The 12,739-nt window shown below is 63.8% G+C and carries 12 protein-coding genes and 1 riboswitch; of the genes, 1 reads left to right on the top strand and 11 read right to left on the bottom strand.

Going from position 1 to position 12,739, the window contains the following annotated elements:
• Nucleotide 1: 1 nt before the first annotated feature.
• Nucleotides 2-883 (bottom strand): ABC transporter substrate-binding protein, encoded by an 882-nt coding sequence (locus ACSMXM_RS11380; RefSeq protein WP_460316180.1) that lies wholly within the window; start codon nucleotides 881-883, stop codon nucleotides 2-4.
• A gap of 247 nt (nucleotides 884-1,130) precedes the next feature.
• Nucleotides 1,131-1,331: riboswitch (cobalamin riboswitch) on the bottom strand.
• A gap of 145 nt (nucleotides 1,332-1,476) precedes the next feature.
• On the opposite strand from ACSMXM_RS11380, the gene ACSMXM_RS11375 reads away from it, so the two are divergent.
• Nucleotides 1,477-3,027: an amidohydrolase family protein gene (locus tag ACSMXM_RS11375; protein WP_460316179.1), complete on the top strand. Its 1,551-nt coding sequence runs from the start codon at nucleotides 1,477-1,479 to the stop codon at nucleotides 3,025-3,027.
• 48 nt (nucleotides 3,028-3,075) lie between these two features.
• Here ACSMXM_RS11375 and ACSMXM_RS11370 read toward each other — a convergent pair whose 3' ends face one another.
• The 10 genes from ACSMXM_RS11370 to ACSMXM_RS11325 all read right to left on the bottom strand — a co-directional run bounded on the left by ACSMXM_RS11370 (nucleotide 3,076) and on the right by ACSMXM_RS11325 (nucleotide 12,722).
• Complete coding sequence (locus ACSMXM_RS11370; protein WP_460316178.1) at nucleotides 3,076-3,987, bottom strand: flagellar motor protein MotB; 912 nt, start codon at nucleotides 3,985-3,987, stop codon at nucleotides 3,076-3,078.
• Between the two features lie 2 nt (nucleotides 3,988-3,989).
• Entirely contained in the window at nucleotides 3,990-4,856 is an 867-nt protein-coding gene (gene motA / locus ACSMXM_RS11365; protein WP_460316177.1) for a flagellar motor stator protein MotA, read from the bottom strand.
• 82 nt (nucleotides 4,857-4,938) lie between these two features.
• Nucleotides 4,939-5,880 (bottom strand): flagellar hook-associated protein FlgL, encoded by a 942-nt coding sequence (gene flgL, locus ACSMXM_RS11360; RefSeq protein ID WP_460316175.1) that lies wholly within the window; start codon nucleotides 5,878-5,880, stop codon nucleotides 4,939-4,941.
• A 12-nt stretch (nucleotides 5,881-5,892) separates the two neighbouring features.
• On the bottom strand, nucleotides 5,893-7,755 hold the full coding sequence (locus ACSMXM_RS11355) for a flagellar hook-associated protein FlgK (protein ID WP_460316174.1): 1,863 nt from the start codon (nucleotides 7,753-7,755) through the stop codon (nucleotides 5,893-5,895).
• Complete coding sequence (locus tag ACSMXM_RS11350) at nucleotides 7,752-8,117, bottom strand: rod-binding protein (RefSeq protein WP_460316173.1); 366 nt, start codon at nucleotides 8,115-8,117, stop codon at nucleotides 7,752-7,754. Before ACSMXM_RS11350 ends, ACSMXM_RS11355 begins: the two co-directional genes overlap by 4 nt.
• Nucleotides 8,117-9,211 (bottom strand): flagellar basal body P-ring protein FlgI, encoded by a 1,095-nt coding sequence (locus tag ACSMXM_RS11345; RefSeq protein ID WP_460316172.1) that lies wholly within the window; start codon nucleotides 9,209-9,211, stop codon nucleotides 8,117-8,119. The genes ACSMXM_RS11350 and ACSMXM_RS11345 overlap by 1 nt, the downstream gene beginning before the upstream one ends.
• Nucleotides 9,212-9,221: 10 nt before the next feature.
• Nucleotides 9,222-9,887: a flagellar basal body L-ring protein FlgH gene (locus ACSMXM_RS11340; protein WP_460316170.1), complete on the bottom strand. Its 666-nt coding sequence runs from the start codon at nucleotides 9,885-9,887 to the stop codon at nucleotides 9,222-9,224.
• Entirely contained in the window at nucleotides 9,868-10,653 is a 786-nt protein-coding gene (gene flgG / locus ACSMXM_RS11335) for a flagellar basal-body rod protein FlgG (RefSeq protein ID WP_460316169.1), read from the bottom strand. The genes ACSMXM_RS11340 and flgG overlap by 20 nt, the downstream gene beginning before the upstream one ends.
• Before the next feature lie 15 nt (nucleotides 10,654-10,668).
• The gene (locus tag ACSMXM_RS11330) at nucleotides 10,669-11,412 is read right to left on the bottom strand and encodes a flagellar basal body rod protein FlgF (RefSeq protein ID WP_460316168.1); all 744 of its coding nucleotides are present in this window, start codon (nucleotides 11,410-11,412) and stop codon (nucleotides 10,669-10,671) included.
• 23 nt (nucleotides 11,413-11,435) lie between these two features.
• Nucleotides 11,436-12,722 (bottom strand): flagellar hook protein FlgE, encoded by a 1,287-nt coding sequence (locus ACSMXM_RS11325; RefSeq protein WP_460316166.1) that lies wholly within the window; start codon nucleotides 12,720-12,722, stop codon nucleotides 11,436-11,438.
• Nucleotides 12,723-12,739: the final 17 nt, after the last annotated feature.

Below are 12,739 nucleotides of genomic sequence, written 5' to 3'. Positions count from 1 at the left end.
TTCACGACCCGCCCCCGCGCCCGCGCCCGGCTGCAGGACCGGCATCGGCCATGGCAGCCGCAGGCGTCTTGGCGAGCGCCTCTACCGCGTCCAGCAAAAACCAGCCGCCGCACGACGTCCACGCGCCGGACATGGAAACCACCGGCCTGTCACGCAGCTGCGCCCGGGCGATCGGATGGCGCGCCGCACTCCAATTATCGACCTTGTTCGCCCCCTCGCCAAAGGAGGCGGCCGCGATGATATCGGGCCGCCGATAGGCAAGCCGCTCCAACGGAAGGGGATTCCAGCCCTTGCGGCGCTGGAAATTGCGGAAACCCGCCGCCTCGATCATCTCGTTGACCAGGGTATCCGGCCCGGTCGTGACACCCGAGGGCGTCAGATAAAGCGCGGTGCGGGCGCGCGCGTCAGGGCCAATGCGGGCGAGCCGTTCGTCCATATGCTGGACGACTTCGCGCCCCGCCTGCGCATTTCCCAACGCTGCCGACAGGCGCGTCACCTCTTCGCGGACATCGGCGAGGGACGCCGGATAGCCCAGTTGCACGACGGATACCCCGGCCTGTTCCAGAAACGCCGCCATGTTCGGCCCGCCGCCAAAGGAGCGGACGACAAGATCAGGTCGCAGGGCCAGAATGTTTTCGGCATGCGGCTGCACGCTCCTGAGGCCGACCGCCTGCTCCCGCATGTAGGAAAAGCTTTCACGCGCATAGGGCGACAGCGCGAGGATATCCTGGCGATCGGCGAATTTCAGGACATATTGGTCGGCGCAATAATCCAGGCTGACGATGCGCCGCGGCCGGTGGTCCGCCTGGGCCTCTGGCACAGGCGTCTCCGCCCCGCACGCCGCCAGCGCAGATAGAATCAGAAGGGTCAGCAAGGCTTTCATCGACGCTACAGCAAAATCCTTGCCGCGGTGCCTGACGGAAACAGATACTGGAGAGGTTGCATGAACGGTTCCGCATGAACCGGCGCGCGGGCCTGGGTCGCGCGCTGGCAAGTGACAGCAGGGCCCGCCGCGCGAGAATGGATCGGCAATTCTGCCGGACCCACACCCCGACGGCGCCAAGTGGCGGCCAATATCTGTCGCTACGCTGGAAACGGCTGTTTCCGACCCCGACGGGCTGACCCGGCCCCGGATGAACGACGCGACGGCAGGTTTCCTGACTTGCCGATCGATACCCCTGGGCCGTCTTCCCGGCGCAATGCTGCGTCCAGTGACGTCTTGGCCCGGAATTCCCGGCATACAGTTGCGGGCACAGCGCCGGCGTCACACCGGCTTCCCTCTTAGCCTGCCCCCCTATTGGCGGACAGGCACCGTCCCGACGGTCCTTGCCGCCTCCATGCGCGACGGTCAACAGGGGGCAGCGGGCGCCGCTTGGCCGCGCGCGTTTCAGCGACCCAGCGCCAGACCCATCTTCCGTGCCCTTTCTTTTCTTGCGGCACCGGCATAGATCATTGCGCATTCAGAGGGAGCTTCACATGACCGAATTTCGCGCAATCCGCAGCCACCGTCTCCGTATCCGCATCACGACCGCAGTGGCGGCTCTGGTCTGTTCCACAGCGCTTTTGCTGCCGGGCATGGCGGGTGCTCAGACAAGTGCAAATGACGCGAACGCCACCTATGACATCGTGATCCAGGGCGGCCGTGTCATCGATCCGGCCAGCGGGCGCGACGAGGTTGCGAATGTCGGCATTAATGACGGCACGGTCGCGGCAATTGCCACGACACCGTTGAACGGCAGGCAGGTTCTGGATGCCACCGGCCAAGTCGTGGCGCCGGGCTTCATCGACTATCACGCGCATGGACAGGATCCGAAGAGCCAGAGTTTCCAGCTGCTGGACGGTGTCACGACGGCCATGGAAATGGAATCCGGCGTCATGCCGGTGGCCGACTATTATGCCAACAAAACAGGCAAGGCACTGATCAATTTCGGCGCGACCGCTTCGTTCCTGTGCGCGCGCATAGAGGTTCTGACCGAAGAGAATTGCGTCATGAACGGCGCGCTCAGCAGCAGCGCAACGACCCTCGCCCCCGCCGCGCTTACCACCCCGGCGAATGAAGAGCAGGAGGATGCGATCCTCGCTGCGGTGAAGCGTGAAATCGACGCCGGCGCATTGGGGATCGGCATCGGTCTGGAATATGCGCCGGGCATCGGTCGCCGCGAAATCTATCGCGCGTTCAAGACCGCGGCGGAAGCAGACGTGCCCGTCTTTGTCCATGTACGTATGCGCGAGGAAAGCCGTGCGCCCGGCATGCCCATCGCCGTCGCCAATGAGCTGATCGCGGACGCTGCGGCAACAGGCGCCGCGCTGCAGCTGGTCCACGTCACGTCGACCGCGCTCGGCGATGCACCAACGGTTATCGAAATCATGAAGGGTGCGGCCGCGAACGGCGTCGACGTCACGACGGAGGCCTACCCCTATGAGGCGGGATCGACGGCACTCGGTTCCGAATTCTTTTCCGAAGGCTGGCAGGAGCGTTCCAACGTCACCTATGGCGACGTGCAGTGGACCGCCACGGGCGAGCGTCTGACCGAAGAAACCTTCAACAAATACCGCAAGGAAAACCCGGAGGGGACGGTGGTCATTTTCATGATCCCGCAGGAGGCGATCGACGCGGCCATGGCCGATCCCTTCGTTTCCATTGCCTCCGACGGCATGGTCATGAACGATCCAAAGGTGCATCCGCGCGGCGCCGGCAGCTTCAGCCGCGTGCTCGGCCATTTCGTGCGCGAACGCGGCGTGCTGGACCTGAACACCGCCCTCAGCAAAATGACGATCATGCCGGCTCGTCGCCTGGAAAAGGTCGCCCCCGCCATGGCGCGCAAGGGGCGCATCGATGTAGGCGCGGACGCCGACATCGTCATCTTCGACCCCGCGACCGTCACCGACAATGCCACCTTCGAGGATCCGCAGCAGCCCTCAAGCGGCTATCGCTATGTCCTCGTCGACGGCAAGGTGATGGTACAAAACGGCGAAATCACGCCCAATCTGTTCCCGGGCGAAGGCATTAAGCGCGGCGCTCAATAAGGACATTGGCAGGGACGAGGGCACCGCGCATGTCGCTCGGTGCCCGTCCTATTGTGCGTCGCCGCCTTCGCGAAAGAACGGCCCCTCCGGCACGGGAGCGTTGGGGTCTGAGAACAGCATGGTGATGGAAATTCGTCGGTTACGCTCGTCCAGCGGGTCATCGCTGGCGCGCAGTTCGCGGTCGGCGGTGCCCTCTATGCGCGCGATGCGGGCCGGGTCGACGCCGCCGCCCAGCAATTCCTGTCGCGTCGCGTCGGCGCGGGCCGCTGACAGCAGCCAGTTGTTCATTCGCTTGGGGCTGGCATAGCCGCGCCCATCGGTGTGGCCACGGACCGCAATGTCATTGTCGATTTCGGCAAGGGCCGTGGCGATACCGGCCAGGATTGGCCTCGCCATGTTGACTGCCCCCGTCTCGCCCACCGCGAACATGGCGGAACCGGGCGCATCGGTAACCTCCAGCCGCAATCCCTCCGGCGTCAGGGTCAGGTGCATCTGCTCCGACATGCTGGCGAGCTGGGGATCGGATTCGATAATCGACAGCAGTTTCAGCCGGAAACTTTCAAAGGATTGCAGGTCGCGCGCCAGGGTGCGGGTCGCGGCGGTATCGTCGGTGAACGTTTCTATCTGATCGATTGGCTGCCGGAGCGAGGCCAGGGCAGTGGTTGCGGATTTGGCGATACCGTCCTTCTCGTTCATCGATCGCCCGGCGAGCAGGCCGTTGGCACCGCCGCCCGCCGATTGCGTCGCGAGAGTGGGCCGGAAATAATCCGCAATGCCTTTGCGCTGGTCCTCCGACGTGGCGCCCAGAATCCACATGATCAGGAAGAATGCCATCATTGCCGTCACGAAGTCGGCATAGGCCACTTTCCACGCGCCGCCATGGTGTCCGCCGCCACCCTCTATGACGCGCTTCACGATGATGGGGGCGGGGCGCGGACGGTCTTCGACGAGTTCCAACATGGTCATGCCGCCTCGCGCAGGCCGTCGAACACGGCGGCAAAGCTGGGCTGATTATGCGGGCTGATGCTCGTGCGCGCGGCCTCCACGACCAGCGCCTGCGGGCTGTTCCGCAACGACGCGATGATGATCTGTTTCGCGACGTGATAGATTTCGGCGTCCTCTCTCAGCACCTGTTTCAGGCGTGACGCGCAGGGAGAGGCGATGCCATAGGCCAGAAACACGCCCAGAAAGGTGCCGACCAGAGCGCCGCCGATCATTGCGCCGAGCACGGCAGGCGGCTGATCGATGGACCCCATGGTCTTGATAACGCCCAGCACGGCGGCGACGATGCCGAGGGCGGGCAGGCCATCTGCGAGGCTCTCCAGCATGTGAACGGTTTCGTCCTCATGGTGCAAATGCGTCTTCAGCGCATTGTCCATGACCTCCTCGACCTGAAAGGCGTCGAGGCCGCCTGGCGCAATGACCTGCAGGCGCAGCGCGTCGGTCACGAAGTGGATGAAGAAGGTATCCGCCATCAGGCGCGGATAGTCGCGGAAGATTTCGCTCTCCTGCGGGTTTTCCACATGGCTTTCGAGCGCGACTGGCCCCTCGTTCTTGAGGAGTTTCGTCAGGCGGCTGACGACGAAGATCGCGTTCAGATAATCCTCGTCCTTCCACCTTGGGCCGCTGAGGATCTTCTTGAAGCTGCCGCCCAGATGTTTCACCGCCCGGACGGAATTGCCGATGACGAGCGCGCCGACGGCGGCGCCGCCGATGATCATCATTTCATAGGGAAGCGAATGAAGCAGCGGACCCATATGGCCGCCCGCAAGAATATATCCCCCGAATACCATGGCAAACAGGATGAGCAGCCCGACGCCGAAGACCATTTAGACCGCTCCTGGAAAACTTGCTTGACCAAACACGTAACGACGGAGCGGTGCGGAACTTAAGGTATGGGGGTCGGACCGGTTACAGGCGGTCGAAAAGGCTGAGGCTCGCCACCTTGCCGAAACTGGCCTGGATCGCCTTCAGGATCGTCGCATATCTTTCCAGGTCGACAATGGCAGCGGTGACATCCGTATCTTCCAGGGTGGACCGGGTGGCCTCCAGGTCGACGGACATGTCTTCCAGGCGCCGTTCTTCGCTCTCCAGCACCGACAGGCGGCTGCCCTGGGCCGCCTGTACGTCGAAAATGCCGTCGGCGCTGCTTTTCAGCTGAACGAGCATATCCTCCATTCCTGCGTGGCGCGCCGCGCGCTGTTCCGGTGTTTCCCCGTCCGGATCACCCGCTCGCATCAGCCCGGAAAATTGATCGAAGAGGTCGAAGACCGAAGTATCCCCACCCTCGCCATCCGGTCGGACCAGAAAGCTATCGGCGGCATCGCCGGCGGCGACAAGATTGCCGGCGCCGACGGGTACGCGGATCGCCTTCCCGCTGCCTTCGTAACGGACGCTTCCGTCCGGCTGGGCCGCAAAGGCAGGCGTACCGCTCGCCCCGCCGGAAAAGACATAGGTGCCGTCCGCGGAACGCGCATTCGACAATTGCAGAAACTGCGCCTTCAGCTGGTCGACTTCCACGGCGATCGTACGCCTGTCGTCTCCGCTCAGCGTATCGCTGGACGCGGAAATGGCGAGCTCGTTCATGCGCTGCATGATGTCGCTCATGCCCTCCAGCGCAAGGCCGCTGGCCTGCAGCCGTTCCGTCACGCTTGCCGAATTGCGCAGCGCCTGATCATTGTCGCTGATAGCCCGCTTGATCGTATCGGCGCGTTGCGCCGCAGCCGGATCGGCTGACGCCGACGTGAAACGGCGCCCGGTCGCAATCTGCTCCTGCAGGCCGGCAATCTTCGCCTGCTTGTCGAGCATGGTTTCAGTCTGGTGCCGATACCAGGAGGAGGTTGCGATGCGCATCAAGAATCTCCGTCAGCGAATTGCCAGCAGCGAATCGAACATCTCGCTGGCGGCGGCGATAATGCGGGTCGAGGCCTGATATCCCTGTTGATAGCGGACCAGGTTGGCGGCCTCCTCGTCGAGGTTCACGCCCTGGGCATTGGCAAGCCCCATCGCGGATTGCTCTGCGACGATGGCGGAAACTTCCGCCCGGCTTTGCGCCTCGGAATAAGAGGAGGATATGCGTGTCCGCAATTGCGCGAAGCGTTCCTCGAACGCTTCCTGCTGCGTATCGCCGCGTGCCAGCATCGCCTGCAAATTGGAATTATCCTCATAACCAGCCGGCGTTGCGGACACGGTAAGCGTGTCGCCGACTGCGGGCTGTCCCGAAACGGTCAGACGATATCCTGCGCCCTCCAGCGCCATACCGGGAACGAACGCTTCCGTCCCAATCACGACGTCATTCGCATCGATGATCTGAACCTCATCAGCAGCCGTCCACGTAAAGCGGTGCGGCGCCGTTCCGGAAAGCGCGGCGGCATCGTCAACGGACAGTGTCGCGCCACCGGCAAATCCGCTGGACGACGTCACCTGAAAGGCGGCGGCCATCGCGAGATCGGCCGGATCGTCCATTTCCAGCCGCATATGCGCGGCACCCGTTTCCGGCGTCAGGACGAAGCGGTCGCCGTTGCGCGCATTGCCGTACAGTTCGACCTGCATCCCATCCAGCGTCAACATTCCGAGGCCGCTGGTCTGCGCAGTGCCGTCGGTGCGGCTGAGCGTCCATTGTGGCGTCGTGGAATCATAGACCAGTTGATAGCCGTCCGCAGCAAGGGCGCTGCCGTCGGTTTTCACATTTACCGACACATCCCCGCGATTGACCTCTTGGGCGACGACGCCAACGCCGTCGGTTGCGAACAGCGGCTTGCCGCGTTCACCGGCAAGGTCGACACCCTCGGCATGGATGTCGTTCATCACCTGCGCAAACCGGTTCGCCTGTTTATCGAGGTCCTGGCCCGCCTGGCTCAGCTTCTCCCACGCCTGCCGCTGCCCGGCCAGTTCACCGGAGGCAGGAAAGTCGATCTCGCGCGGGGCGAAATTGGCGTCGAGGATAAGGGTCGGCGCGCCGTGGGGGTCCTTGCCGATGCCCAGTTCCGACGTGTGGGAGGGTGTCAGGAGATGTTGGCCAAGGCCATTATCCAGCCGTACGGAGAATTGGCCGAAACTGTTCTCCTCCACATGGATCGGCACGAATTCGGCGAGTTCGGACAGGAACTGGTCGCGCTGGTCGAGCAGACCCGCCTCGGTCGCCGATCCCGCCTTTGCCCGCAACAGGCCGTCATTAATGTCCGCCAGTGCGCGCAGCACGGTATTGGCTTCATCCGCGCTCGACGTCATTGCGCCGGTAATGTCGGACTCAAGCGCGCCGAGAGCCGTTCCCGTCTGGCCGAACGATTCGGCAAGTGATCCCGAAACCTCCAGCAGGACGGTGCGCGCGGACAATGAATTCGGGCTGGCGGCAAGATCTGTCGCCGCGCTGTAAAACCGGTCATAGGCCGCCGCGAGCCCGGTTTCCTGCGTCCCGAGCGCGGATTCCAGCTCGCCCAGCCAGCGGCTTGCCGCCGTATCGCGCGCCTGCAATGCCGCGCCGGTACGCACCTCCGCCGCCAGGAACGTATCGTACTGGCGCAGGATTCCATCCACCGTCGCGCCGGATCCGGACGTGCGGTCGGCATAGTGCAGGCCGCTGGCGCCGGATGTGGGAAGCGCGCTGATCTGGGCGCTGCGCCGCGTATAGCCGGGGGTATCCGCATTGGCGACATTACCGCCCGTCACATCCAGCGAAGCGCGAAACGCACGCAGACCAGAGGCGCCGATGTGAAAGAGGTCGTTCATCTCGCCGCGTCCCTATAGGATTGGAGGGAACGGCCAACGGGAGCCGTCGCTGGGGCGCCGTCCCCGCGCGTCCGGTCGACCGAACGGACGAGGGCGTCGCCCAGGCCGAGGGCCCCGCGCCCGCCCATGATATCCGCAACGGCGCCGTCGAACTGATCGCGAAACGTTCCGCTGGCATTGGAATCGAGTACGCCGTCACCCAGGCTGGCGGAGCGCATGGCCGAAATCATCTGACGCGCGAAGATCGCCTCGAAATCCGCCGCCGCGTCCTTCAGCTTCGCGGTGCGCGACAATTGCGCCGCATCCGGGGCCGGGGCACTGCTTACCGCCGTCTGGCGAGCGGAAAGAATCGCATCGGACATCAGATCACCACCAGCTGCGCGGTCATCGCGCCCGCCTGTTTCAACGCCTCCAGGATCGCCACCAGGTCGCCGGGCGCGGCGCCCACGGCATTGATGGCATTGACCAGGTCGGCCAGCGACACGCCGGGTTCGAACAGGAATACGCGACCGTCGCCCTGTTCATAGCTGACCGCCGAATCCTCCACGACGACCGTCTCGCCGTCGGAAAAGGGCCCAGGCTGGCTGGCATAGGGACGTTCGTCGACGCGGACCGTCAGGCTGCCGTGCGATACTGCCGCCGCACTCAGCTTGACGTCCTTACCAATGACGACGGTGCCCGTCCGCGAATTCACGACGACCCGCGCCGGCGCTTCCGCCTTCGCCACGTCGAGATTTTCGATGATGCTGATCAGGGCCACGCGTGTTTCAACGACCGGCGGCGCGGAAACCTTAATGGAGACGGCATCAAGCGCGCTGGCCGTCCCCTCTCCGACCGCCGCATTGATCGCGTTCACGACGTTCATGGTCGTGCTGAAATCGGCCTCTCTCAGGTTGAACACCAGGGCGGGGCTGTCATGAATGGGGCTGTCCACCATGCGCTCCACCGTCGCGCCGCCGGGAATACGCCCGGAGGAGGGGACATTTACCTGAATGCGGGAGCCATCCCTGCCCTCTGCGCCAAAGCCGCCGACCACAAGGCTGCCCTGCGCCATGCCATAAATCTGGCCATCGGCACCGTATAACGGCGCGAGGATCAGGCTGCCGCCGCGAAGGGACTTCGCCTTGCCAAGCGCGGACACGGTGATGTCGATCGTCTGGCCCGGCTTCGCAAAGGCAGGCAGGTCCGCCGTGATCATGACGGCGGCGGTGTTTTTCAGCGACGGGTTTACCCCCGGCGGCAGGGTCAGGCCAAAGCGGGAGACCGCCGCCCGTACGCTTTCTATTGTGTAGGGCAGATTATCGTCGCCCGTTCCCGCAAGGCCGACCACGAAGCCATAGCCCGTCAACTGGTTGCTGCGGACACCGGCAAAGGCGCCCAGATCCTTCAACCGCTCCGCCTGTACCGGCGCAACGAGGGCAATGAGCGCCAAAAGGGCGATGAGCGGCTTGATCATGTCAGCTTTCCTAGAAGGGAGACACGGCGACAAAGAACCGTTGCAGCCAGCCCTGGCGCGACGGCGCCGCGACCTGGCCGGTGCCGGCATAGGAAATGCGGGCGTCGGCAACGCGGGTGGACAACACATTATTGTCGAGCGTGATGTCGACGGGCCGTACAAGACCGGAAAAGCGGATGAATTCATCGCCGCGGTTCAGCCGCACACGCTTTTCGCCGCGCACCGCCAGAACACCGTTTGGCAGCACGTCGGCCACGGTGACGGTTATGTCGCCCGACAGTTGATTCTGCTGGTCGGCGGCACCGTCACCGGTAAAGTCGATGTCGCTGCCCCCCTCGAAAAAATCATTGGGGACACCAGACGGCAGCACGCCGGGCAGCGTAACGCCGGTCGTGCTGCTGCGCCCGCCGCTGGCGGATTGCGATTTCGAGGCGCGGGTGCGCTCGACCAGGCGGATGGTGAGGATATCGCCGATCTGGCTCGCACGCTGGCCTGTGGCGAGTGCTTGATAGCTGCTTGCCTGGAAAATGGCGCCGGTGGCTGCCGCAGGGGCAGAGTTCTGCGCCGGATAGCTTGCCGCGAATTCGGGCGAAGGCCCGCGATCTTCCAGCGCCGCCGTGCAGCCCGAAAGCGCCGCCAGCGTCAGAAGCGCCGTGCTAGATATTCTGAGCGACATAGCGAAGCATCCCGTCGACCGTGCTGATGACCTTCGAATTTACCTCATAGGCGCGCTGCGTCTCGATCATGGAGACAAGCTCCTCGACGACGTTGACGTTGGAGGATTCGAGCGATGATTGCTGAATGCGGCCGCGCCCGTCGATGCCGGGTGCGCCGATAATGGCCGCCCCGCTGGCGCCGCTTTCGGTGTAGAGATTGTCACCGATCGGCTGCAGACCGCCTTCATTGGCGAAATTGGCGGTGTCGATATTACCGACCTCCACGGGTTCGGTTTGCCCGGCAATGGTCACGGAGACGATACCGTCGGTACCGATACTAACCGCCTGCGCACCCTCCGGAATGGCGATTGCCGGTTCCAGCGGCAGACCCTGCGTCGTCACCAGCTCACCCTGTTCGGACAGGCGAAAGGCGCCATCGCGCGTATAGCCGGTGGTTCCGTCCTGCAGCCGAACCATGAAATATCCTGGTCCGTCGAGCGCCAGGTCGAGCGGATTGCCGGTCTGCATCAGCTCGCCCTGCCCCAAGAGCCGCTCGCTGCCGGCGATCTTCACGCCGGTGCCGACGGCCAGGCCAGCGGCGCGCTCCGTCTCCGCGCTTGTCGGCGCACCGACCTGGGCGAAATTCTGGTACATCAGCGTTTCGAAATCCGCCCGGTCACGCTTGAAGCCTGTCGTGTTGACGTTGGCGAGGTTGTTCGAGATCACCCGCATGCGCATATCCTGCGCGTCGAGCCCCGAACGGGCGATGTGCAAAGCCGAGGTCATTCTGTCCTCCCTTGATTAATCTTGGCGAAGCAGCGACGCGCTCGACTGATCGAGATCGCGCGCTGTTGTGAGAATGCCGACCTGAAGCTCGAACTGCCGTGCCTGCTCCAGCAGGTTCACGAGTTCCTCCGAGCTGTCGACATTGGAACCTTCCAGCTGGCCGGAGGCGAGGCGCGCGGCCGGATCGGCTTCGACCTGCCCCTCGGTCAACCTGAACATCGTATCGGCGCCGCGCTCCAGCTTTTCGGGGTCGGGCGTCACCAGTTTCAACTGGGCGACGACTTCCATATCCGCTTCCGGCGGTGCCCCTTCCGGCAGAATGGCGATGCCGCCGTCGGCCTGGATCTCAATGCGGGCGGCGGGCGGCAAAGTTATCGGCCCCTCCGTGCCCAGAACCGGCCGTCCATCGCCGTTCACAAGCGCACCCGACGGGGCGATCTTTAGATCGCCGCGCCTCGTATAGACTTCCTCGCCATTGGCGGCTTGGACCGACAGGAAATTTCCGGATCCCAGTGCCACGTCGAGCGAACGGCCTGTCGTCATCAGCATCCCTTCGCTGAAATCGGCGCGCATGGCCGTTTCATTGGTGAGGATGCGACTGTCCTTATTGTCCGACCCATGGATCGCGGCGGCGATGGTCGTCGAAAAGTCACGGCGGAAGCCCGTCGTGCTGGCATTCGCGAGATTGTTCGCGGTGACGGTCTGCGCCGCCATCGTCGCGCGCATGCCGCTAAGCGCCGTATAGGAAATCTTGTCCATGGGCCGCTTCCTCCGTCAGCCGATCAGGTGCGGATTTGCAGAATGGACTGCGTCATCGAATTGTCGGTTTCGATGGTCTTGGCATTCGCCTGAAAATTGCGCTGGGCGGTAATCAGCTGCACCAGTTCCTCGGTCAGATCGACGTTCGCGCGCTCGATGGAGCCGCTGAGGATGTTGCCGGCACCGTCCTGCCCCGCCTCCAGAAACTGCGGATCGCCGGAGCCGCCCGTCGCCTGATAGGTGGACTGGCCGGACTGCAGCAGTTCCTGTGGATTGGAGAAATTGGCGATGGCGACGCGGCCGACATTCCTCGACTGACCGTTGGAAAAGCCGGCGGTGATCAGGCCGGATTCGTCGATCGATACACCATTCAACCGGCCCGGCGGTACGCCGTCCTGCTCGACATTATAGACGGTGAACGGCGAATCCTTTTGCGACGTGGCAGTCCCCGGATCGAAGGTCAGGTTGATGGGGGACGCGCCATTGCCCGGATCGAATGCTGCAAGGGAGAACGGTCCCGCCGGCGCGGCGAGTGCGCCGTCCTCGTCGAAGGTCATGGTGATGGGGTTGCCATCAGCGGCAGCGACTTCCTCGCCATCGATGGTGATGTTGACCGTCCAGCTGCTGTTCGGGTCGCCAGCCGTGGGCGCGGACGTGCGAGTATAGAAAACGCGCGCCGCCTGCGCCGTTCCGCTATCATCGTAGAGGGTCGCCGGCGTCGAATGATTATAGCTGAGCGGGTCCGCCGGATCGAACGCGTAGGGGGTGCCGATATAGCGCGGCCCGTCCGGGATCACCTCGCCATCCTTTGGCAGATTGACCGACAGGCCAAGAACCGAGGATGCGACCGGCTCGCCCGACGTTTGCGGCAATTGTATCGGCTGCAACAGGGAGGGGGCTTTCGACGTTGCCGCTCCATCAGGGCCAACCGGATAGCCGAGCAAATGCTGCCCGCTGGAGCCAACGACATAGCCATCCTTGTTCAGATTGAACGCCCCCGCGCGGGTGTAGGCGACATCGGTTCCCTCCAGGCTGGGGCGAACGGCAAAGAAGCCTTCCCCGCTGACCGCCATGTCGAACGTATTTCCCGTCGTCTCGATGATGCCCTGCTGGAACTGCTGTTCCGTTGCCTTCAGAACCGTACCCGCACCCCGCGTACTGCCGGAAATGCCGGAGCTGGCAACGATGTCGGCGAATTCGGTCTGCGAGCGCTTGAAACCGACGCTATTGGCATTGGCGATGTTGTTCGAGGTGACGCCCAGGGCGGTCTGTGCGCCCTTAAGGCCGGTGAGAGCAACGTAGAGAGACATTGTGGCGTCCTTTGAGT

This window comes from Pacificimonas sp. ICDLI1SI03 (assembly GCF_054740865.1).
The sequence above is the reverse complement of the archived record's forward strand: the minus strand, read 5'-3'. Positions and strand labels throughout refer to the sequence as shown.

What these genes read in the sequence shown, in the direction of transcription:
- ACSMXM_RS11380 (WP_460316180.1), bottom strand. Translation starts at nt 883, where the DNA reads ATGAAAGCCTTGCTGACCCTTCTGATTCTATCTGCGCTGGCGGCGTGC.
- ACSMXM_RS11375 (WP_460316179.1), top strand. Translation starts at nt 1,477, where the DNA reads ATGACCGAATTTCGCGCAATCCGCAGCCACCGTCTCCGTATCCGCATC.
- ACSMXM_RS11370 (WP_460316178.1), bottom strand. Translation starts at nt 3,987, where the DNA reads ATGTTGGAACTCGTCGAAGACCGTCCGCGCCCCGCCCCCATCATCGTG.
- motA (WP_460316177.1), bottom strand. Translation starts at nt 4,856, where the DNA reads ATGGTCTTCGGCGTCGGGCTGCTCATCCTGTTTGCCATGGTATTCGGG.
- flgL (WP_460316175.1), bottom strand. Translation starts at nt 5,880, where the DNA reads ATGCGCATCGCAACCTCCTCCTGGTATCGGCACCAGACTGAAACCATG.
- ACSMXM_RS11355 (WP_460316174.1), bottom strand. Translation starts at nt 7,755, where the DNA reads ATGAACGACCTCTTTCACATCGGCGCCTCTGGTCTGCGTGCGTTTCGC.
- ACSMXM_RS11350 (WP_460316173.1), bottom strand. Translation starts at nt 8,117, where the DNA reads ATGTCCGATGCGATTCTTTCCGCTCGCCAGACGGCGGTAAGCAGTGCC.
- ACSMXM_RS11345 (WP_460316172.1), bottom strand. Translation starts at nt 9,211, where the DNA reads ATGATCAAGCCGCTCATCGCCCTTTTGGCGCTCATTGCCCTCGTTGCG.
- ACSMXM_RS11340 (WP_460316170.1), bottom strand. Translation starts at nt 9,887, where the DNA reads ATGTCGCTCAGAATATCTAGCACGGCGCTTCTGACGCTGGCGGCGCTT.
- flgG (WP_460316169.1), bottom strand. Translation starts at nt 10,653, where the DNA reads ATGACCTCGGCTTTGCACATCGCCCGTTCGGGGCTCGACGCGCAGGAT.
- ACSMXM_RS11330 (WP_460316168.1), bottom strand. Translation starts at nt 11,412, where the DNA reads ATGGACAAGATTTCCTATACGGCGCTTAGCGGCATGCGCGCGACGATG.
- ACSMXM_RS11325 (WP_460316166.1), bottom strand. Translation starts at nt 12,722, where the DNA reads ATGTCTCTCTACGTTGCTCTCACCGGCCTTAAGGGCGCACAGACCGCC.